Raw genomic sequence first — 22170 nt, 5'->3', positions numbered from 1 at the left:
CAACAGAACCGAGCCGCTGCCAATCCTCTGTCGAATAATTACAGATTCTGCGCGACATCTTGCGCACGGCTGTCGCCGGTGCTTGAGTGTGCGGCGCCCACCGGTCCCGGTGCGGCGCCCACTGCTCCTGTTCTGGGGGGTCCACCGATGTCCAGCACCGGGTTCCGCCGTGCTCTCGTCGCGACAGCCGTCTGCTCGTCCCTCGCGCTCTCGGCCTCGGCCTGCGGGTCGGGTGACGACGACGCGGCAAGCGGCAAGACACGCATCACCGTCAACTGCGAGCCGCCGAAGAGCGCCAAGGTCGACCGTTCGTTCTTCGATCAGGACACGGCCGACTTCGAGAAGAAGAACCCGGACATCGACGTCGTCATGCACGACGCGTTCCCGTGCCAGGACCCCAAGACCTTCGACGCCAAGCTCGCCGGCGGCCAGATGGAGGACGTGTTCTACACGTACTTCACCGACGCCAAGCACGTCGTGGACATCAACCAGGCCGCCGACCTCACGCCGTACCTCAAGGACCTCAAGAGCTACGACACCATCCAGAAGCAGCTGCGGGACATCTACACCGTGGACGGCAAGGTCTACGGCATCCCGCGCACCGGCTACAGCATGGGCCTGATCTACAACCGCGCGCTCTTCCAGAAGGCCGGCCTCGACCCCGACAAGCCGCCGGCGACCTGGGAAGAGGTCCGCGCCGACGCCAAGAAGATCGCCGCGCTCGGCAACGGCACCGTCGGCTACGCCGACTACAGCGCGCAGAACCAGGGCGGCTGGCACTTCACCGCCGAGCTGTACTCCCAGGGCGGCGACGTCGTCTCCGGCGACGGCAAGAAGGCGACCGTCGACACCCCGCAGGGCCACGCCGTCCTGCAGAACCTGCACGACATGCGGTGGACCGACAACTCGATGGGCAGCAAGCAGCTCCTCATCATCAACGACGTCCAGCAGATGATGGGTTCCGGCAAGCTCGGCATGTACCTCTCCGCCCCGGACAACATCCCGATCCTGGTCAAGGAGAAGGGCGGCAACTACAAGGACCTCGCCCTCGCCCCGATGCCCGGCGGCCAGGGCACGCTCATCGGCGGCGACGGCTACATGTTCAACAAGAAGGACACCCCGGCACAGATCAAGGCCGGCCTCAAGTGGCTCGACTCCATGTTCCTCACCCCCGGTGACGGCTTCCTCGGCGACTACGCCCGCGCCAAGAAGAACAACGCGCCCGTCGGCCTGCCCGAGCCGCGGCTGTTCACCGGCGCCGCCGACGCCAAGGACCAGGAGGTCAAGAAGGCCAACGCGAACGTCCCGGTGGAGAACTACCAGGCCTTCCTGGACGGCAACCATTCCCTCCAGATGAAGATCGAGCCGCCCAACGCCCAGCAGATCTACTCGGTCCTCGACGCCACGGTCTCCGCCGTCCTCACCAAGAAGGACGCCGACATCGACCAGCTCCTCAAGGACGCCAACGAGAAGATCGACGGCATCCTGGCCCGGGGCTGACCGCGATGACCAAGACGGCCGAGCGCCGGCCCGCCCCCGTGGCGGCCGGCGCCCGTCGGGCCCCGGCGCCGCCCCCGGCTGGGGACGGGGGGCGGCGCCGGCTCCTCGACCAGGCCCGTGCCTACGGATTCCTGCTCGGCGGACTGATCTGTTTCGCCCTCTTCTCCTGGTACCCGGCGATCCGCGCGGTCGTGATCGCCTTCCAGAAGTACACGCCCGGCTCGTCCCCGGAATGGGTCGGCACCGCCAACTTCACCCGGGTCCTGCACGACCCTGAGTTCTCGGCGGCCTGGCGCAACACCCTCACCTTCACGGTGCTGGCGCTGCTCATCGGCTTCGCCGTGCCCTTCGTGCTCGCCCTCGTCCTGAACGAACTGCGGCACGCCAAGGCGTTCTTCCGGGTCGTGGTCTACCTGCCGGTGATGATCCCGCCGGTGGTCAGCGCCCTGCTGTGGAAGTGGTTCTACGACCCGGGGGCCGGCCTCGCCAACGAGACCCTGCGCGCCCTGCACCTGCCCACCTCGAACTGGTCCAACGGTGCCGACACCGCGCTGGTCTCCCTGGTCATCGTGGCCACCTGGGCCAACATGGGAGGCACCGTCCTGATCTACCTGGCCGCCCTGCAGTCCATCCCCGGCGAACTCTACGAGGCCGCCGAACTGGACGGCGCGAGCCTGCTGCAACGCGTCCGGCACGTGACGATCCCGCAGACCCGCTTCGTCATCCTGATGCTGATGCTCCTTCAGATCATCGCGACGATGCAGGTGTTCACCGAACCGTTCGTCATCACCGGCGGCGGCCCGGAGAGCGCCACGGTGACCGTTCTCTACCTGATCTACAAGTACGCGTTCCTCTACAACGACTTCGGCGGCGCCTGCGCCCTCAGCGTCATGCTCCTGGTGCTGCTCGGTGTCTTCTCCGCCGGCTACCTGCGGCTGACCCGCTCCGGGGAGGACGGATGAGCAGCGCCACCCGGACCCTGATCTCACCGGCGACCCTGGCCCGCCCGCGCGGGAAGGCGGTCTACTGGTCCGTCTTCACCGGTGTCGTCCTCCTCTTCGCGATCGCCTTCCTCTTCCCCGTGTACTGGATGGTCACCGGCGCGATGAAGTCCCCGGACGAGGTCGCCCAGACCCCGCCCACCCTGATCCCGACACACCTGCGCATGTCCGGGTACACCGATGCCTGGGACCTGATGCAGCTGCCCGAGCACCTGTGGAACACGGTGGTCCAGGCGGCCGGTGCGTGGGCCTTCCAGCTGGTGTTCTGCACGGCCGCGGCCTACGCCCTGTCGAAGCTGAAGCCCGCCTTCGGCAACGTGATCCTCGGCGGGATCCTGGCCACCTTGATGGTCCCGGCGCAGGCCCTGGTGGTGCCGAAGTACCTGACCGTCGCCGACCTGCCGTTCCTGCACACCAGCCTGCTCAACGACCCGCTCGGCATCTGGCTGCCGGCCGTCGCCAACGCCTTCAACCTCTATCTCCTCAAACGGTTCTTCGACCAGCTGCCGCGTGACGTGCTGGAGGCCGCCGAGATCGACGGCGCCGGAAAGCTGCGCATCCTGTGGTCGGTGGTGCTGCCCATGTCCCGCCCGGTGCTCGGGGTGGTGTCGATCTTCGCCCTGGTCGCGGTGTGGCAGGACTTCCTGTGGCCGCTGATGGTCTTCTCCGACACCGACAAGCAGCCCATCAGCGTCGCCCTGGTCCAGCTGTCACAGAACATCCAGCTCACCGTGCTCATCGCCGCCATGGTGATCGCCAGCATTCCGATGGTCGCGCTGTTCCTCGTCTTCCAGCGGCACATCATCGCCGGGATCAGCGCGGGCAGCACCAAGGGCTGACGCCCTTCCTCCGACAGAAAGGCACGCACAGTGGGACAGCCCAGCCATGCCCAGAAGGACCTCGACTGGTGGCGCTCGGCCGTCATCTACCAGGTGTACGTCCGCAGTTTCGCGGACGGCGACGGCGACGGCACCGGCGACCTCGCGGGCGTCCGCGCCAAGCTGCCGTACCTCGCCGAACTGGGCGTCAACGCGCTCTGGTTCAACCCCTGGTACCTGTCGCCGCTCAAGGACGGCGGCTACGACGTCGCCGACTACCGGGCCATCGACCCGGCGTTCGGCACCCTGGCCGAGGCCGAGAAGCTCATCGCGGAAGCGGAGGAGCTGGGCATCCGGACGATCGTGGACATCGTCCCCAACCACGTCTCCGACCAGCACCCGTGGTTCAGGGCCGCGCTGGCCGCGGGGCCCGGCAGCCCCGAGCGCGAACTCTTCCACTTCCGCCCCGGACGCGGCGCGAACGGCGAACTCCCGCCCAACGACTGGCCGTCGCAGTTCCTCGGCTCCACCGAACCGGTGTGGACCCGGCTGCCCGACGGCGAGTGGTACCTGCACCTGTTCACTCCCGAGCAGCCCGACCTCAACTGGGCGCACCCGGCCGTCCGCCAGGAGCACGAGGACATCCTGCGGTTCTGGTTCGAGCGCGGTGTCGCCGGCGTCCGCATCGACTCCGCCGCGCTGCTCGCCAAGGACCCGGACCTGCCGGACCTCGCCACCGATCCGCAGCCGCACCCCTTCGTCGACCGTGACGACCTGCACGACGTCTACCGAGCCTGGCGCGCGGTCGCCGACGCCTACGGCGGCGTCTTCGTCGGCGAGGTCTGGCTCCCCGACGCCGAGCGCTTCGCCCGCTACCTGCGCCCCGACGAACTGCACACCGCCTTCAACTTCTCCTTCCTGTCGTGCCCCTGGGACGCGGGCCGGCTGCGGGACTCGATCGACACCACCCTCGCCGAGCACGCCCCGGTCGGCGCGCCCGCCACCTGGGTGCTGTGCAACCACGACGTGACCCGCACGGTCACCCGCTACGGCCGCGAGGACACCGCCTTCGACTTCGCGAGCAAGGCCTTCGGCACCCCGACCGACCTGGAGCTGGGCACCCGCAGGGCCCGGGCCGCCGCACTGCTCTCCCTGGCGCTGCCCGGCGCGGTCTACGTCTACCAGGGCGAGGAACTGGGGCTGCCCGAGGCCGAGATCCCGGCTGACCGCATCCAGGACCCGATGTACTTCCGGTCGGGCGGCACCGATCCCGGCCGGGACGGCTGCCGGGTGCCGATGCCCTGGGCCGCCGATCTGCCGTACGCCGGGTTCGGGTCGCGCGAGGAGCCCTGGCTGCCGCAGCCGGCCGGCTGGGCCGCCTACGCGGCCGACCGCCAGCGGGAGGACCCCGACTCGATGCTCAGCCTCTACCGCCGCGCCATCGCCGCCCGCCCCCTGTTCGGTGACGGCCCGCTGACCTGGCTGCCCGCTCCCGAGGGCGTCCTCGCCTTCAGCCGCGCCCAGGGCGCGGTCTGCGTGGTCAACCTCGGGCCCGAGCCCGCCGGACTCCCTGCCCACACCCGGCTCCTGCTCACCAGCGGCCCGCTGGACGACGAGGGCCGGCTGCCCCGGGACACGGCGGCCTGGCTGACGGTCTGACCCGCCGGCGCCGCCCGTGCCGTCCCCGCTCCCTCCCCCCACACCGAAGGGATCAGCACATGCCCCGCACCCCTGCCCGTACCGCCAGGAGCATGCCAGCCGTGGCGGCCGCGGTGGCCCTCGCCGCCGGCATGCTCGTCGCGGTGGCGCCCGCCGCCCACGCGGCGGCGGGCGCGAGCCTGCCCTTCACCTCCGTCGAGGCGGAGACGGCCACCACCACCGGCACCCGGATCGGCCCGGACTACACCCAGGGCACCCTCGCCTCCGAGGCCTCCGGACGCCAGGCCGTGCGCCTCACCTCCGGACAGCGGGTCGAGTTCACCGCGCCGCGGGCGGCCAACGCCGTGAACGTCTCCTACAGCGTCCCGGACGGCCAGACCGGCACGCTCAACGTGTACGTCAACGGGGTCAAGCTGGCCAGGACCCTCGCCGTCACCTCCAAGTACTCCTACGTCGACACCGGCTGGATCGCCGGCGCCAAGCAGCACCACTTCTTCGACAACGCGCGCCTGCTGCTGGGCCAGAACGTCCAGGCCGGTGACAAGGTCGCCTTCGAGTCCACCGGCACCCAGGTCACCGTCGACGTCGCCGACTTCGAGCAGGTGGCCGCGGCCGCCACGCAGCCCGCCGGATCCGTCTCGGTCACCTCCAAGGGCGCCGATCCCAGCGGCAACGGCGACTCCACCCAGGCCTTCCGGGACGCCGTCGCCGCCGCCCAGGGCGGGACCGTGTGGATCCCGCCGGGCGACTACCGGCTGACGTCCTCCCTGAGCGGCGTGCAGAACGTCACCCTGCTGGGCGCCGGCAGCTGGTACTCGGTCGTGCACACCTCGCGGTTCATCGACCAGTCCAGCTCCTCGGGGAACGTCCACATCAACAACTTCGCGGTCCTCGGCGAGGTCACCGAGCGGGTCGACTCCAGCCCGGACAACTTCGTCAACGGATCGCTCGGGCCGAACAGTTCGGTCTCCGGGATGTGGATCCAGCACCTCAAGTGCGGGTTCTGGCTGACCGGCGACAACGACAACCTGGTGGTCGAGAACAACCGCGTCCTCGACACCACCGCCGACGGCCTCAACCTCAACGGCACCGCCCACGGCGTCCAGGTCCGCAACAACTTCCTGCGCAACCAGGGCGACGACTCGCTCGCCATGTGGTCGCTGTACTCGCCCGACACCGACTCCGGCTTCACCTCCAACACCATCTCCCAGCCGAACCTGGCCAACGGCATCGCCGTCTACGGCGGCACCGACATCTCCGTGAAGAACAACCTGATCTCCGACACCAACGCGCTGGGCAGCGGCATCGCCATCTCCAACCAGAAGTTCGCCGACCCGTTCTCGCCGCTGTCCGGGACGATCACCGTCGACGGCAACACCCTGGTCCGCACGGGCGCCGTCAACCCCAACTGGAACCACCCGATGGGCGCGCTGCGCGTCGACTCCTACGACAGCGCCATCAACGCCACGGTCAACATCACCAACACCACGATCACCGACAGCCCCTACAGCGCCTTCGAGTTCGTCTCCGGCGGCGGGCAGGGCCACCCGGTACGGAACGTCAACGTGACCGGCGCGACCGTGCGCAACGCCGGGACGGTCGTCGTGCAGGCCGAGGCGCAGGGCGCCGCCGTCTTCCGCGACGTCACCGCCTCCGGCGTCGGCGCGGCCGGCGTCTACAACTGCCCCTACCCGTCGAACTCCGGGACCTTCGCGCTCACCGACGGCGGCGGCAACTCCGGCTGGTCCAGCACCTGGTCGGACTGCTCCAGCTGGCCGCGGCCCGGCAGCGGCAACCCCGATCCCGACCCGAGCCGCAACCTCGCCAAGGGCCGCCCGGCGACCGCCACCGGCTCGCAGGACGTGTACACGCCGGGCCAGGCGGTCGACGGGGACGCCAACAGCTACTGGGAGTCGGCCAACAACGCCTTCCCCCAGTCGCTGACCGTCGACCTCGGCTCCGCCTACGCGGCCCGCCGGGTGGTGCTGAAGCTGCCGCCGTCCTCCGCATGGGGCGCGCGCACCCAGACCGTCACCGTGCAGGGCAGCACCGACGGCTCGTCGTACGCGACCGTGGTGGGCTCCACCGGCTACCGGTTCGACCCGGCCACCGGCAACGCGGTCACCGTCGCCCTGCCCTCCGGCACCAGCCTGCGCTACCTGCGGCTGGCCGTCACCGCCAACAGCGGCTGGCCGGCCGCGCAGTTCAGCGAGGTCGAGGCGTATCTGACGTCGTGACGCCCACCGCCGGGGGAGTCCCGCGTTCCGCCGCCCGGACCGACGCCGCGGTCCGGGCGGCGGCCACCGCGCCCCGCGGCTCACAGATCCAGCACCAGGCGCGCCCCGCGGCACCGTGACACACAGATGAGCATGGTCTCGCCGGCCGCCCGCTCCTGTGCGGAGAGGACCGAGTCCCGGTGGTCCGGTTCGCCTTCCAGGACGTCCGTCTCGCACGTACCGCAGGTGCCCTCGGCGCAGGAGTAGAGCACCTCGACCCCGGCGGCCCGCACGGTGTCGAGCACCGAGACCCCGGACGCCACGGTCAGGCTGCGGCCGCTGCGCCCGAGCACGACCTCGAACGCGCCGTCCGTACCGGCCGCGCCGTCCGGCCGGTCCCTCGGCCGGAACCGCTCCGTGCGCAGCACGCCCGCCGGGCAGCGCTCCTCCGCCGCGTCCAGCAGCGGGCCCGGACCGCAGCAGTACACGAGGGTGCCGTCCGGAACGGCGTCCAGGACCGGACCGAGATCCAGCAGCCCGGTCTCGTCCCGCGGGGCGACGGTGACCCGCCGGCCGCCGTACCGGGCCAGTTCGGCGGTGAACGCCATCGACCGCCGGGTCCGGCCGCCGTACAGCAGGCTCCACTCGGCGCCCGCGGCCTCGGCGGCGGCCAGCATCGGCAGGATCGGCGTGATGCCGATGCCGCCGGCGACGAACCGGTAGCGGGGCGCGGGCTCCAGCCGGAAGCGGTTGCGCGGGCCGCGCACCCGCACCCGGTCCCCGACGCCCAGCCTGTCGTGGACGAAGGCGGATCCGCCCCGCCCGCCCGGCTCCCGCAGCACCGCGATCCGCCATCCGGCACGGTCCCCGGGATCCCCGCACAGCGAGAACTGCCGCTCCAGGCCGGGCCCGAGCACGAGATCGACATGGGCCCCGGGCTCCCAGCCCGGCAGGTGCGCGCCGAGCGGGTGCCGAAGGGTGAGGGCGACGACGCCTTCGGCCGCCGGCACCCGTTCCGCGACGACCAGTTCGGCCTCGTACGGGCTCACGCGGTGCGCTCCGGCGGCCGGTGTCCCTCGGGATGGCCGAGCATCCACTCCCACATGCCGACCGGATCCGGCGCGGTGTGCTCGGCTCCGCAGTGACAGGTGCCGTGCAGCACGTCGGTGCCCGGCAGCCAGTCGACGCGGTAGACCTCACCGCCGGCCGGTGTGCTCACAGCGACCTCTCCACGGGCTTGTCGCCCTCCTCGACCAGCCGGGCGAGGATGCGGCGGGCGGCGAGGCCGCCGGTGTCGATGTTGATGCTCAGCTCCTGGTAGCCGGACCGCTCCGAACCCAGCGCGCGCTGCAGGAGGTTGAGGGCGTCCACGTCCTGCATGACGACCGCGTGGTTGCTGTCCCGCAGGAAGCCGGTGACCTCGTCGTCACCGGTCGCCCAGTCCCGGGAGACCATCCAGAAGTCGTACACCCGGCCCTCGGCGGACGGGGTGATGGCGTAGGTGATCTCGGTGTGGAAGCCGTTCGGATCGCTGCCGTCGGCCTCGGGCAGCACGCCGGCCGGCGCGATCCTGCTGTGCAGCAGATACAGGCAGGGCGCGTGGTACTCGATGTCCTGCCAGCGGGTGATCCGGCCCTCGATCCCGGTCGAACGGGCGTAGAACGGCGGGCACTCGGCGTCGTCCATGCGCCGGCTGACCCGTACGATCCCGGCGCGCTCGTCCACCTCCGTGGTGATCGGCGTCTCGGCGACCTCCGGAGAGCCGATGGAGCCGCCGTGCAGGTAGGTCTCGTGGGAGAGGTCGAGGAGGTTGTCGACGAGGAGGCCGTGGTCGGCGTCGACGGGCTCCATGCCGCGCACGGTCGTCCAGCCCGCGGCGTCCAGGTGCCGGGCCCGCGGCACGGTGTCCGGATCCGCCAGGCCCGGGTCGCCGATCCACACCCACACCAGGGAGTCCGTCTCGACCACCGGGTAGGAGGCGACGCGGGCGGTGCGCGGGACGCGCTTCTGTCCCGGCACGTACACGCACGCTCCGGTCCGGTCGTACGTGAACCCGTGGTAACCGCAGACGATCCGGTCACCGTCGAGCCCGCTCGCCGACAGCGGGTACCGCCGGTGCACGCACCGGTCGGCCAGCGCCACGGCCGCGCCGTCCTCCTCGGCCCGGTAGAACACGAGCGGCTCCCCGAGGACGGTCCGCCCGAGCAGCTCCCGGCCGACCTCGTGACGGTAGGCGGCGACGTACCACTGGTTCCTGGCGAAGGCGGTGATGTGCGGCATGCGTGCGGCTCCCGTCCGTCTGCGGTGGTGGCATCGTCCGGAAGACCGGCGCGGCGCGGCAACGCGACTTCCGCCCGGCGGAAGGCCGGGCGGGAAACGGTCACCGGACCGTGCGGCGCGCCTCGTGCTACTGTGTCCCGTTTGCAGCGTTGCCGTGCCGGTGACCCGTTCGCGGTCCCGGCCGGCGGCCCCGTTCCCGCCGCGCCTTCCTCGGTACGGTCCCTTCGGAGGAAGACTTTCTGTGAGCGAATCGACACGTGCCGGCGCCCCCCGGCAGGACGAGCCGTCCGGTCAGCCGGACCCCGGCGCGGCCGCGACCCCGGCGCCGTCCTTCGCCGGGCTGGGGCTGCCGCCCGAGATCCTGCGGACGCTCGACGGACACGGCGTGACCGTGCCCTTCCCCATCCAGGCGGCGGCACTGCCGAACGCGCTCGCGGGACGGGACGTCCTGGGCCGCGGCCGCACGGGATCCGGCAAGACGCTCGCCTTCGGGCTGGGGATGCTCGCCCGGACCGCCGGGCGGCGCGCGCAGCCCAGGGAGCCGCTGGCCCTGGTCCTGGTGCCCACCAGGGAACTGGCCCAGCAGGTCGGCGAGGCGCTCACCCCCTACGCCGAGGCGCTGCGGCTGCGGGTGGCGACCGTGGTGGGCGGGGTGTCCGCCGGACGGCAGGCCGCCGCGCTGCGGGACGGCGCCGAGATCGTCGTCGCCACCCCCGGCCGGCTGCACGACCTCGTGGGCCGCAAGGACTGCCGCCTGGGACGGGTGCGCATCACCGTGGTGGACGAGGCCGACCAGATGTGCGACATGGGATTCCTGCCGCAGGTCACCGAACTCCTCGACCAGGTCCGGCCCGACGGGCAGCGCATGCTGTTCTCCGCGACCCTCGACCGCGACGTCGACCAGCTGGTCCGGGACTACCTGCGCGACCCCGCCGTGCACTCCGTGGACCCCGCCGCCGGCGCGGTCACGGCCGTCGACCACCACGTCTTCGTCGTGCACGGCCCCGACCGGTACGCCGTGATCACGGAGATCGCCGCCCGCGACGGACGCGTCCTGCTGTTCGCGGACACCAGACACGGTGTGGACCTGCTCACCAAGCACCTGCGGTCCAGCGGCGTGGCTGCCGCCGCCCTGCACAGCGCGAAGCCCCAGCCGCAGCGCACCAGGACGCTGGCCCAGTTCAGGAGCGGCCAGATCACCGCGCTGGTCGCCACCAACGTGGCCGCACGCGGTCTGCACGTGGACGACCTCGACCTCGTGGTCAACGCCGACCCGGCCACCGACCCGAAGGACTACCTGCACCGCGCGGGCCGCACCGCGCGGGCCGGCCGCTCCGGCACCGTCGTGACACTCGTCCTGTCGGCACAGCGCCGCGAGACGAGCCAGGTCATGGCCGACGCCGGCGTCACCGCCAAGGTCAGCAAGGTGCGGTCGGGCGAGGCGGAGCTGAGCCGGATCACCGGCGCCAGGACCCCGTCGGGCAAGCCTCTCGACGGCGGCCCCGCGGCCCCCCGCCCCAAGAACCACAACGCGCCGTTCCGGGGCCTGGGCACCACCAAGGACCCCCGGGGCGGCTCGGGAGGGAAGCCGTCCCGCAGGGGCGGCGAGGCCCGCAAGCTCGCCGAGGCCCGCGAGGCGGCCCGGATCCGCCGGGGCGGCTGAGCCCGCCTTCCCGGTCGGATCCCGACTCCGGGGATCCGGCCGGCCCGCGGCGGCGTTCCGTGGCGAGCCGATCACGCCTGGTGGCGGCGCGGTCTTGATCAAGGTGACCGTCGTTGGTTCACTAGTCGGTTGTGGAGAGCATGCTGGCGGCACTCATCGCGGTGGCGGGGACGCTGCTCGGCGTCGTCGTGACGAACAGACAGCAGAACAGACGTGCCGACCGGAGCGAGAAGACCGCCGCCGCCGAACGGCTGCGCCAGGAGAGAGTCACCGCCTGCGCCGACTTCGCCCGTACGGTCATGGAGTTCAGGTCGTCCCAGTACCGGCGCTGGCGGCGCCGTCAGTCCGCGTACGACTCACCTTCCTACGAAGAGGCCCGCTACGAGTCCCATCAGCGCAGAGCGGAGGCCTGGTACGCGCTCTACCGACTCCGACTCGTCTCGGGCGAACGCCAGTTGGTGGAGCTGGGCAACACGGCCATGACCCTCGCCACCCGCATCGACGAGGCGAACGACCTGGAGGAGCTGAAGGACATCGGCTCCAGGACCCGGATCGCGGTGGAGGAGTTCATCGACGCGGCCTCGCTCCGCGTCGTGTGATCCGTCGGCGGAGTGAATCCCGGCTCTTCGGCCGTGCCGGGGGAGCGCGGTCGGTAGCCTGGACCAACTCCTGGGCGAGGACGGGGGATCGACACCGTGGCAGGGCAGGGCAAGAGCGGCGGCGCGGGCTGGGAGGACGAGCCCGAGCCGGAGAAGGGCGATGTCAGGTTCGGTGCCGAGGGCGAGGTGCAGCAGTTCGACGGGACCCGGTGGACCGTCTTCAGCGGCCTGCCCGGCGACGACACCGGAAGCGCCATGAGGGAGGATCCGGAGACCGATTCCGTGACGCCGCCGTCCGGCAGTGACTGAGGAGCCCGGCGCACCGCCGCCGACGGCACCGGACGACGTGCCGCGGCGGATCCGCGATCCCAAGGCCCGCCGCGCGCTGGAGCAGTGGCTGGCCCGGACCGGCACCGTGCTGTCGTACGCGGGCTGGGAGGATGCCGGGAACTCCGGCGCGCAGGTCCTGGCGGTGTACGCGCAACGACGTGACGGCGGCCGGCACACCGACGCCCGCAAGCTCGTCCTCAAGGTGCTGCCGCCCCGCGCCCAGACCGTCCGTGAACCCCAGCGGCACGCGCGTGCGGAGGAATTGTCCACGCCGTACTTCGTCGAGCGCCGCCTCACCCGCCTGCTGCCCGACTACCCTGCCCTGCCTCTCGGTGACAACGGCTGGATCATGTTCCAGGAGATCGCGGGCGGCAGCCTCACCGACCACCGGCCGCTGTCGGCCCTCCTGGAGTCCGAGAGCCTCGGAGGTCCCGAGGCCGCCGCGCTCTGCCGGCAGGTCGTCGAGTCGGTCCTGAACGAATGGAACACCCCGCAGACCCTGAGCTTTCACCGCGGAACCGCTTCCGAGGTCCTCACCGGTCTGCTCGGCCCCCGTATCGAGCCGGGCGGCACGCTGCACACCTGGGCCGCGCACGATCCGGGCCTGCTGGAGCGTCCCCGCAGGTTCCTCGCGCTGCCCGGTGAGGGCCGGCCCTTCCCCAATCCCTTCGCGCTGGTGACCGACGACCGGACGGCCGGCGACGAGATCCTGTCGCTGCTGGCGGGGCTGGGCCACGGCGATCTGCACCCGGGCAACGTGGTCTGCCGCCGTCGCCCCGGGCTGGCCGCGGACGCCCACCGGTTCATCGACCTGTCGAGATTCGGCGAGGACGTCCCCCTCGTGTGCGACCCCGCCCACTTCGTCCTCTCCGTCGTGGCCTCACAGCTGGCCGGGGAGCGGGCCCCGGAGGTACGGACCGACCTCGCCCGGTATCTCGTCGACCCGGACGGATGGCCGGGCGACCAGGTACGCGTCGGACTTCGCCGGGTGATCGACTCGATCCACGGGGCAGAGAAGCGCTGGGTCGAGAACAACCGCCGCGGTCTGTACGCGGAATGGCGCAGCCACCGCCTCCTGGCCCAGCTCGCCTGTGCCCTGGTCTTCACCGGGCGCGCCCGGCTGCGCCCGGAGGACAGGCAGTGGTTCTTCGAACTGGCCGCCCGCGCGGCCGAGGCCTACCTAGCGCTCCGCGACGAGCGGACCACCGGACGGCCGGACGCACCGGCCTCGCCCGCCATCGCGGACCCCGGTCACCTCGACGCGAGGCCGGGCCCGCCGGCCGTGTTCTGGCGGACGGCCCGCCCCACCGCCCCGCTCGGCTACCACGTGCCCCGAGACCGGGAACTGGACGCCGTCGGCCGGCTCCTCACTCCGGGCGGCCGTCCTGTGATCATCACCGGGCCGCCCGGCACCGGCAAGTCTCAACTGGCCCTCGAACATCTGGACCGGCAGGGCGGCGCGTACGACTTCGTCGCGTGGCTGCCGGCCCAGCGCGAGGAACTGCTGTCCCAGGTGTTCTCCGACATGGCACGGCTCTGCGGCGTCGAGGCCGAGGCCGCCTCCGGACCCGACGCCGTCATCGAGGCTCTGGGCCGGATGGGCAGCTGGCTGGTCGTCTTCGACGACGCCGACCGGCCCTCGGCCCTGCGCCGCCACCTTCCACGCCCCGGAACGCGCTTCACGGTACTGATCACCTCCCGCAACCCGTCCTGGTCCCAGCTCGGGTCCCAGCACCGGCTCGGTGACTTCGACCGTGACCAGTCCACCCTGCTGCTCACCCGCAGGGCCGAGCAGCTCTCCGCCCGCGACGCCGACCGGGTCGCCGCCGCGCTGGGCGATCTCCCGCTCGCCGTGGACCAGGCCGCGCAGCAGCTGGAGGGATCGCCGATGAGCGTGGACCGGTACCTCGCGCTCGTCGCGGAGCACGCCAAGGACACGCTGGCGCACGGGCTCGACGAGGACGTGTACCCGGCCTCGCTGGCCGCGGTCGTGCGGATCGCCGTCGACAGGCTCGAGGAACGGGATCCCTTCTCGGCCCGACTCGTCCGGCTGCTGGCCTGCTTCGCGACCGCCCCGCTGCCCTTCTCCCTCCTCGACGAGGCCACCGAGCTGCCGCCCGCCCTGCGCGACGAGTCCGCGCGCGCACCCGGCCGGCTGGCGGACCTGGTGAAGGCCGCCTCCCGGGTCGGTCTCGTACAGGTCGAACGCGGTGACCTCCACATGCACCGGCTGTTCCGCAGGCTCGTCCGCGAGGAATGGGCACCCGAGGTGGAGACGGACCGTTCGTGGGCACGGAAGGTGCTGTCGGCGACCGATCCGGGCGATCCCAGGGACCCGAGCACCTGGCGGACGTACGGCCTTCTGCTGCCGCACGTCCTCGAACTCGACCTCGCCACCGCCCCGGAGCCCGCGTGCCACCGGATGTTCCTGCGGACGATCCACTTCCTCACTGTCAGCGGCGACGCCCGGACCGCCAAGGACCTCGTGTCCGCCGCGGCCGGACACTGGCGCACCGAGTACGGCGACGACGCGGACGTCACGGTGGCCGCGACCGAACACCTGGCCCGCTGCTGTGTCCAACTCGGCGACCACGGTGCGGCGGTGGAACTCGACCGGCGAGTCCTCGGCCACCGCACCCGCCGGTTCGGCCCCGGGCATCCCGAGACCCTCACCGCCGAGCACAATCTCGCCGCGGACCTCATCACCCTCGCCGTGCACACCGGCGGGCCGCACAGCGACGCAGGTGCCGACGCCCTGCGGCTGCAGCAGGAGGTGGTCGACCGCCGTACCGGGCTTCTCGGCGCGGACCACCGGGACACCCTGCTGTCGCTGTACAACCTGGCCCTCGCCCTGCGCGGCGCCGGCCGGGCCGCCGAGGCCCGGGACGTCCACCGCGCCGCCTACACCGGACTGGCACGCATCCTCGGCGACGACCACCCCGAAACCCTGCGGGCGGCCCACGGGTACGCCCTCGAGCTCACCGACACCGGGTCGCTCACGGAGGGCAGGGACCTGCACGAGGAGACCTACCGGCGTCGCCGGACGGTCCTCGGCCCGCACCACCCCGACGTGCTGCAGTCCGCCTACAGCTGTGCACGGGCCGCAGGTGCCCAAGGTGACAGCGCGGCAGCCCTCGCCATGCTGCGGGACGCCCACGGCCGAGCCGTGACCGTTCTGGGCCAGGACCATCCCGAAACCCTGCGCTACGCCCACTGGTTGGCGGTGGGGCTGCGTCGTGCGGGCGAAGGCGAGGACGCCGCCCGGCTGATCGAGGACACCTACCGGCGACGCCTGCGCCGACTGGGCGAAGGACATCTCGACACCCTGCGTACGGCGTCGGTGCACGCCGCGGAACTGCGCCGCGCCGGTGACCTCGACGCGGCCCGTGAGCTGGAGCGCGAGACCCGGAGCCGGTTGCGGGTGCTGGTCTCCGGCAGCACCTGAACCGGGCGGACGCGCAGCGGTGCCCCGCGGACCGCCGGTGCCAGGTCAGCTCTCGGCCCCGAACTCGCGCGCGGTGCGGACGGCTTCGACCAGAGCGTCAGCGGCCGAGGACCCTACCGAACCGGACAGCAGCTCCCCGAACCGGACGTCTCCCAAGGACGCCGCCACGTCGGCGAGTTCGAACAGAGCCGTGGTCGCGACCGGAGTCTGCGGTCCGCACTCCAGACCTGCCGTGAAGCCGCGCAGCGCGAGGCCGAAGGCGGCCTCCGGATTCCCCGCGAGCCGCTCCCGCTCGCTGAGCGCGGACAGGGCACGGGCCTGGCCGTCGTGGTCCTCGATCGCCTCGAAGGTCTCCAGGGCCTGCCGGAGCCAGGACACCGCACCGGTCACGTCCCCCTCGGCGGCCGCCAGCAGCCCGAGCTGCTGGCGGGAACGGCCCGCGCCGTACCGGTCCCCGCACTCACCGGCGACGGCGAGGGCGCGCCCGTACAGCTCCCGGGCGCGGTCGCGGTCGCCCGTTCCCTGAGCCAGTACTCCCAGCTGGTGGTAGACGGTGCCCACCGCCGCGCGGTCGCCCGCCAGGGACAGGAAGGCCAGCGCCCGTTCGTAGTGGGCGCGGGCCTGCTCGGGTTCGCCGGCGTCGTCGGCGATCATGCCCAGCAGATGCTCACCTGCGGCACTCGCGGTCACGTCGCCCAGTTCGTCGGCGATGCCCATGCCACGTCGGCACAGGGCCGTCGCCTCCAGAACCCGGTCCTGTTCTCGCATGAGCAGCGCCAACTGGAGGTAGCCGGAGACCATCGCGGTACGGTCGCCGAGCTGTTCGTGCGTGGTGAGCGCGCGCCGGTAGTGGCCGTCGGCCACGTCCAGCCGCCCATGGCTGTGCTCCAGCACGCCGAGCTGGTGAAGGGCGGCGGCGGTGCCCGCCACGCTCTCGTCGTCCGGGCGGGAGGTCTCCAGAGCGAGGACCGCCTCGTAGTGCTCCCGGGCCTCCACCGTGTCCCCCAGGGAGATCGCCACGCTGCCCAGATAGTGCCGGGCACGCTTCATCTCCGCCACGTCGTCGATCCCGCTGAAGGTGACGAGCGCTCGCTCGTACCGCTCCTTGGCCTCCGCGTACTCGCCCATCGCCTCCTGAAGCGTGCCCAGTTCGAGATCGGCGGTGGCGGCCGACTCCACGGCTCCGGCCCGGGTGAAGAGGTCGAGCACCCGTTCCCGGTGGGCCCTGGCCTCGGTGAGACGCCCGGTGTCCTGTGCCGCGCAGGCCAGCGCGTCGTACAGTACGGCGGCGGCGTGATCCGTCAGTGGCGTCCAGGTCAGCGACTCCCGCGCCAGGCGTTCCACCTCGGCGTGGGCGGCGACGGGACGCAGCCGGTCGACCAGCGCCACCGTCGTCGCGAACGCCTCGTCGGTCAGGCCCGCCTCCCGGAAGTGGTACCTGGCCTCGGTCAGATCGGCCACGATCCGGGCGGTGTCGCCCTCGCGCCGACGGACGTCCAGCCACTGACGTGCGGCCCGCTCGTGGCAGGCGGAGAGCAGTTCCGGGGATGCGGCCCCCGTGAGCAGCTCGGCCAGCCAGGGGCAGACGAAGTAGGACGGTCCGGTGCCCTCGCCGGTGGTGGACGACAGCAGGCCCCCGCTCTCCAGCACCGCGATCGTCTCGCGCACCGGAGCTGTTCCGGCTTCCGGGAAGGGCGCGAGGTCGTCCGGGTGCACGGCACGGCGGTGGACCGAGAGCGAGACGAGTGCCGTGTGCTGGGCGGGGGTGAGCTGTCCCAGCAGCCGGTCCGTACCGCAGAGGTGGGCCAGCAGCCGGCGCGTCGAGCGGATCGCGGCGCCCAGCCCTCCGGAACGGGCCGCGGCGAGCGACCGGCCCTCGGCGGCCAGCCGGTCGGCGAGCGGGGCGGCCAGCCCGGGAAGGACCGGTTCGGCACCGCGCACCAGCGCGTCCAGGTGGCCCAGGCCGGCGGGATGGCCGCCGATCCCGGCGAGGATCCGCCGCACGGCGTCGCCGGGGAACCGGCTCAGTCCGGGCAGCCTGCCGATGAGAAGCCTCGACTCGGCCGGTGACAGGGGGCCGAGGTGAAAGGTCGGCGTCGGGCCGCCGCCGGGCGCCGGCAGATGCAGCCGGTGCCGACTGGTGACGATCAGCCGACACCGGTCCGGCTGCCCGCTCCAGTCGGTCAGCTGCCGGGCGAGCACGGGGTCGGTGCACCGGGCGTGGTGTCCGCCGGGTACCGGTTCGCTCTCGACGTCGTCGACGACCACGATCACCGGCGGCGCGCCCGGCCGGACGGCGGCCACGCGCCGGCGGGCCGCCGTCAGGGCGGCCGCGTCCGCCGCGCCCCTGATCCGCACCACGTTCTCGACGGGTACGGCGAGACGTTGGAGGAACTGGGTGACGAGCGTCGACTTGCCCACCCCGGCGAGTCCGTGGACGACCAGTCCCGCACGGTCGTCCTCCCAGCCGCGCAGCAGATGACGCAGCACTTGACGACGGGCCACCGGCTGCACCTCCCGCGGTGGGGCGGAGGAGACCGGCGGACCACTGCGGGCGACGGTGTCCGGGGACGGGCCGGGAGGGGGGTCCGCGGGCAGCGGCTGCGCGTCGAGGAACAGGGCCGGGGTCGGCCACTCACACAGATCCGCGCCCTCCCGGTCCTCCCGGCGCCGGGACTCCAGCCGGTGCCGGGCCGCGGCGACGGCGTCGAGGATTACCGCCACGTCCGGGAGACCGTCCCGGACCCGCGACCGGCCGAGGACGGAGTACACCTCGGCGCAGAAGTCGGCCGCGTACCTGTCGCTCACCGCGGCGGTCATGGCCAGGACGGATCCGGCGCCTGCCGCGACCAGTCCGGCGGCGAGCCCGGCGAGCCGCTCCTCCGCCGCGGCCGGGGCCGCGCCGTCCTGGGAGCGTCCGGCCCCCGTGGAGCAGCCGGCCAGCACCACGAGCCGGGGTGCGCCGACGGCCGGGAAGGCGTCGGCCAGGTCCTGTGCGGTGACCGCGTGGACACGGCCCCGGTCGTCCTCCAGCAGCAGCGCGTCGGCTCGCGCATGACATGACAGATGCAGGATGTCGCAGGGCCGGCGCCGGAGCGCCCGGCGGATCTCGGCCAGCGTGCCGGGCCCGTCGACCGTCTCCACGTCGACGAGACGCTGCCGGATGCCCGCCTCGAAGGCGCCGACGATACGCCGTGCGTCGGCCTCCAGATCGAGTGCGGGGCCGTCCGGATCGTCCAGCGGATCCGCGAAGGCGGCCAGGATCCGCAGGCCGTTCGACCCGGCCGGTCCGCGAGCGGGCCGCGGGTCGGCGGTCGGCGACCGGTAGAGCCGGACCCGGGGCGACAGCGCGAGCGGAGCCGGCGTGCCGGGCAGCAGCAGCGTCTCCCACGGGATCCCATGGAACTCCGGTACGGGCACGGCGAATCCGATCCACACCGGCCGGCCTGGACCGCCGCCGTCCAGCGCGCGTACGACGGCCTCGGCGGCCGGACCGCCGAGGAACGCCTCCCCGAGGGCGATGCCCAGCGCGTGCACGGCGTACCGTGACGCGGCGGACGCCGGCGCGGTCGCGTTGGTGACCGGGTCGAACCTGGTCAGTGACGGGTGTCCCACCCGGGACCTGGCCAGCCGCCACAGCCGCTCCTCCACGGCGCGCGTGAGACCGCGATGCTTCCGGGTCACCGCGAGTTCGCCGTCGACCGACACGGCGGTCTCCGTGCGGGTCACGGTCACCAGGACGGAGACCGGTCGCTCGACGGGGGCCTGGGCGGGCTCGGACTTCACTGCCATCCTTCCGTCGGGCGTTCAGGGCGAGGCCGCCGGGGTGCCGTACGTGCGGCCCGGCCGCGTTCAGGCGGTTGCGGGCGGCGTCATCCCGGTCGTTACGGAACCGCGGGAGTGATAGCGGTCGGCGGCCGCGGGGCGGCCCAGGTCCTGGAAACAGTCGCCGATGACGCGGTAGGTGTCGGCGCGGTCACGTGTCTCGTCGGTGCGGCGGAACAGGGCCAGCGCCTCGCGTGCCTTGGCCAGCCCCGCCAGCGGACGGCCGCGTCCGCGGTCGAGGGCGGCGAGCCGGGTCAGGCACTGTGCCTGACCCACTACGCGGGCCAGCTGTCTGTTGAAGTCCAGCGCGGTCCGCACGTGTTCCTCGGCGATGTCGAGCGAGCCCTGGCGTTCGGCGCAGATGCCCAGGTGCTGGTGGGAGCGTGCAATCTCCTCGAGGGCGCCGCGGGCGGTGGCGATACGCAGTGCCGCGTCGAACTCGACGTGCGCTTGGTCGAGTTCACCGGAGACGACGTGCAGGGTGCCGACCTGGTTGCGGATCTCCATCTCCTGGATCTCGTCGCCGGTCTCCCGGCACAGTGCCGCGGCGGTACGGCAGTGCGCCATCGCTCCGGCCACGTCCTGGGCATCCTGCGCGACGTAGGCCAGGCTGCGCAGACAGGCGACGACGGCCCCGGTGTCCTCGGCCCGTTCGAAGGCGGCGAGCGCCTCCTCGTAACCGGCGCGGGCGCGCGCCGCGTTGCCGCGGTTCTCGTCCAGCATGGCCAGCTGGTAGCGGGACGCGGCGGCGTCCCGGTCCCGGCCGAGTTCCCGGAACACCTCGAAGGCCCGGCGGTAGCGGGACTCGGTGTCGGCGAAGTCGCCGAGTTCGTGCAGCACCGAGCCGAGCTGGTGCTCGGCGAAGGCGATCCCCAGGAGATCGCCGGCCGTGTCGCTCACCGTCAGCGCACGCTCCAGGTGGTCCCGCGCCTCGGCCATCAGCCCCCGGTCGCGAGCCACCAGGCCGAGCTGCCGATGGGCCTGTGCCGCCTGTGCGGAGCCGGGTTCGACCCAGTCCAGCACCCGCCCGCACAGCTGTTCCTCGGCGGTCCAGTGGCCCACCGCGTGCAGCAGCCGGCACACGGGCTGTGCCAGCTCGGCGGCTTGCGCGGTCTGCCCGCACGCCTCGTGGTGGGCGATCGCCTCGAACCCGGCACGGATACGCTCCCGTTGGGTGAGCGACGCCTGGTCGAGGACGCCGGCCCAGTGGATCGCGGCCCGTCGGTGGGCGGCGCGCGCCGACGGACCGTCGAGCCGGACCAGTTCGGCCGCGGTCCAGCGGTGCACCGACCACAACCGCTCCCCGTCCCGTCCCTCGCCGTCGGGAGCCAGGAGGCCCGCGGAGACCAGCTCGTCGAGAGCGTGCGAGACGTCTTCGGCGTCCGTGAAGGCCCGTCGGGGTACCGGCGAGCGGTGGACCGCCGCGTACGTGAGCAGGGTGCGGGAGCCGGGGGCGAGGGTGGCCAGGAGCTCGTCGAGCAGGGTGTCGGCAGCGGTGATCCGCAACGCCTCCCGCAGGGCGCTGCGGGTACGTCCGGCGACCCGGGCCCGGGTCGCCTCGACTCCGGCGGTCAGGCGGCGAAGCCTGAGCTCCAGGTCGGCATCGGTGACGGAGGTCCGGCTGAGCAGGGCGTCCAGGTAGCCGTAGGACCGGGGGTGGCCGCCCACCGCCTCCTTGAACCGGTTCCATTCGCTCCGCGGCAGTCGCCGGGTCTGTGGCAGCCTGAGACGGAGCAGGTCCGTCTCGGCGGGCGTCAGCGGCGGCAGGGCCAGATGCGGCAGCCGTCCCGCGTCCCGCCGGGCGGCCGGGAGCGGATGCCGCGAGGTGACGAGTACGGGGATTCGCGGGGCGAGTTCCGCCCAGGTGTCCAGGAACTCGCCGAGTTCCCTGTCGGCGAATCCCGGGGCCGCGCCCGCGTCGGAGGCGAGGTTGGCCTCGAACTCGTCCAGCACCAGCACGGGCCCCGCGGTGTCGTGGCCGGCGGCCGCGCCTACGAGGTCCCGCAGCCGGTGCGGCCAGGGGCGTGAGGCGTCGGTGAGGAGGCCGGTCTGGTCCGCGGAGCCGGGCAGCGCGGCCGCGACGGCGTGCAGGATCTCCTCGACGTCCGTCCTGCCGCGCACCAGCGCGACGGGCCGGCCGGCCGCGTGGAAGCGCAGCAGTTCACCGACGAAGGCGGACTTGCCGCCTCCGCCGAGGCCGTGGACGACCAGCCCCGTCCCGTCGTCCGCCAAGGCGCGTGCGGCCAGGCGCAGTTGGGGACGGCGGCCCACGAACGTGCCGAGTGGCAGGGCGAGCGGCGTCCGTGCGGCGAGGACGGTGGCCGGGCGGCCGCCGTCTGGCCCCTGAACATGGGCTGGTCGGGACGGTCCGTTCCCCGCGTGGGGTCCGGAAGCCGTGCGGGCGGCGGTGTACAGCACCGGAATGTGCCATTCGGGAAGGGCGGCGTCACCACCCGCCTGACACCGGATCTCCTCGCGGGCGACCCGCGCTCGGTGCAGGGCGTCCAACGGGCTGGTCCCGGAGGCGAGGCCGGTGTAGAAGGCCGCGGTCAGCTCGCCCGCGTAGGTGTCCCGGACGGGCGCCGACATGGCGAGGACCGCGGACAGGCCGAAGGCGGCCAACTGCTCCGCCATGCCGGGCAGGAACGAGGTGCCGCCACCGTCCTCGCGCGGCAGTCGTCGCGCGGAGGCGGTGGAGCAGCCGGCCAGGACCAGCAGCGGCGGGGGGGCCCCCCCCCCCCGCCCCCCCGGGGCGCGTCGCCCGGGGGCACCCCCGGGGGGCCCGCCGCCACGGCTGATCCCGCGTGGTGGACCGGCGGCGGGGGCGCGCGGTG

14 protein-coding genes are annotated in these 22170 nt (G+C 72.8%); 9 read left to right on the top strand and 5 right to left on the bottom strand.

Annotated elements, in window-relative coordinates; translation table 11 throughout:
* Positions 1 to 147: 147 nt before the first annotated feature.
* The 5 genes from ACIRQ9_RS37205 to ACIRQ9_RS37185 are packed head-to-tail and all read left to right on the top strand — an operon-like array spanning position 148 to position 7215.
* Positions 148 to 1500 (top strand): ABC transporter substrate-binding protein, encoded by a 1353-nt coding sequence (locus ACIRQ9_RS37205; protein WP_404184165.1) that lies wholly within the window; start codon positions 148 to 150, stop codon positions 1498 to 1500.
* A gap of 5 nt (positions 1501 to 1505) precedes the next feature.
* Complete coding sequence (locus ACIRQ9_RS37200; protein WP_404184162.1) at positions 1506 to 2462, top strand: carbohydrate ABC transporter permease; 957 nt, start codon at positions 1506 to 1508, stop codon at positions 2460 to 2462.
* Entirely contained in the window at positions 2459 to 3340 is an 882-nt protein-coding gene (locus ACIRQ9_RS37195) for a carbohydrate ABC transporter permease (protein WP_404184159.1), read from the top strand. Before ACIRQ9_RS37200 ends, ACIRQ9_RS37195 begins: the two co-directional genes overlap by 4 nt.
* Positions 3341 to 3370: 30 nt before the next feature.
* Positions 3371 to 4978: an alpha-amylase family glycosyl hydrolase gene (locus tag ACIRQ9_RS37190; RefSeq protein WP_404184156.1), complete on the top strand. Its 1608-nt coding sequence runs from the start codon at positions 3371 to 3373 to the stop codon at positions 4976 to 4978.
* A gap of 59 nt (positions 4979 to 5037) precedes the next feature.
* Positions 5038 to 7215, top strand: coding sequence for a discoidin domain-containing protein (locus tag ACIRQ9_RS37185; protein WP_404184153.1), 2178 nt, complete (start codon positions 5038 to 5040; stop codon positions 7213 to 7215).
* A gap of 80 nt (positions 7216 to 7295) precedes the next feature.
* Here ACIRQ9_RS37185 and ACIRQ9_RS37180 read toward each other — a convergent pair whose 3' ends face one another.
* Genes ACIRQ9_RS37180 through ACIRQ9_RS37170 form a run of 3 tightly spaced genes read right to left on the bottom strand, consistent with a single transcriptional unit; the run spans position 7296 to position 9474 of the window.
* Complete coding sequence (locus tag ACIRQ9_RS37180; protein WP_404184150.1) at positions 7296 to 8243, bottom strand: PDR/VanB family oxidoreductase; 948 nt, start codon at positions 8241 to 8243, stop codon at positions 7296 to 7298.
* A complete protein-coding gene (locus ACIRQ9_RS37175) occupies positions 8240 to 8413 on the bottom strand; it encodes a hypothetical protein (protein ID WP_404184148.1) in 174 nt (57 codons plus the stop codon). The genes ACIRQ9_RS37180 and ACIRQ9_RS37175 overlap by 4 nt, the downstream gene beginning before the upstream one ends.
* Positions 8410 to 9474 carry a Rieske 2Fe-2S domain-containing protein gene (locus ACIRQ9_RS37170; protein WP_404184145.1) on the bottom strand — a complete coding sequence of 355 codons (1065 nt, stop codon included), beginning with the start codon at positions 9472 to 9474 and terminating at the stop codon, positions 8410 to 8412. Before ACIRQ9_RS37170 ends, ACIRQ9_RS37175 begins: the two co-directional genes overlap by 4 nt.
* 241 nt (positions 9475 to 9715) lie before the next feature.
* Here ACIRQ9_RS37170 and ACIRQ9_RS37165 point away from each other — a divergent pair, with 241 nt between their 5' ends.
* The 4 genes from ACIRQ9_RS37165 (at position 9716) to fxsT (ending at position 15511) form a co-directional block, all read left to right on the top strand.
* The gene (locus ACIRQ9_RS37165; RefSeq protein ID WP_404184142.1) at positions 9716 to 11137 is read left to right on the top strand and encodes a DEAD/DEAH box helicase; all 1422 of its coding nucleotides are present in this window, start codon (positions 9716 to 9718) and stop codon (positions 11135 to 11137) included.
* 131 nt (positions 11138 to 11268) lie between these two features.
* Positions 11269 to 11736: a hypothetical protein gene (locus tag ACIRQ9_RS37160; RefSeq protein WP_404184140.1), complete on the top strand. Its 468-nt coding sequence runs from the start codon at positions 11269 to 11271 to the stop codon at positions 11734 to 11736.
* Positions 11737 to 11832: 96 nt separating this feature from the next.
* Entirely contained in the window at positions 11833 to 12045 is a 213-nt protein-coding gene (locus ACIRQ9_RS37155; RefSeq protein WP_404184137.1) for a hypothetical protein, read from the top strand.
* Positions 12038 to 15511: an FxSxx-COOH system tetratricopeptide repeat protein gene (fxsT, locus tag ACIRQ9_RS37150; protein WP_404184134.1), complete on the top strand. Its 3474-nt coding sequence runs from the start codon at positions 12038 to 12040 to the stop codon at positions 15509 to 15511. Before ACIRQ9_RS37155 ends, fxsT begins: the two co-directional genes overlap by 8 nt.
* 45 nt (positions 15512 to 15556) lie before the next feature.
* Here the strand turns inward: fxsT and ACIRQ9_RS37145 are convergent, their stop codons facing one another.
* Positions 15557 to 19303, bottom strand: coding sequence for a tetratricopeptide repeat protein (locus ACIRQ9_RS37145; protein WP_404184131.1), 3747 nt, complete (start codon positions 19301 to 19303; stop codon positions 15557 to 15559).
* 60 nt (positions 19304 to 19363) lie between these two features.
* Positions 19364 to 22051, bottom strand: coding sequence for a tetratricopeptide repeat protein (locus ACIRQ9_RS37140; protein ID WP_404184268.1), 2688 nt, complete (start codon positions 22049 to 22051; stop codon positions 19364 to 19366).
* Positions 22052 to 22170: the final 119 nt, after the last annotated feature.

Source organism: Streptomyces sp. NPDC101237, assembly GCF_044767465.1.
GTDB lineage: Bacteria > Actinomycetota > Actinomycetes > Streptomycetales > Streptomycetaceae > Streptomyces > Streptomyces gramineus.
This window is presented reverse-complemented; position numbering and strand designations above follow the sequence as displayed.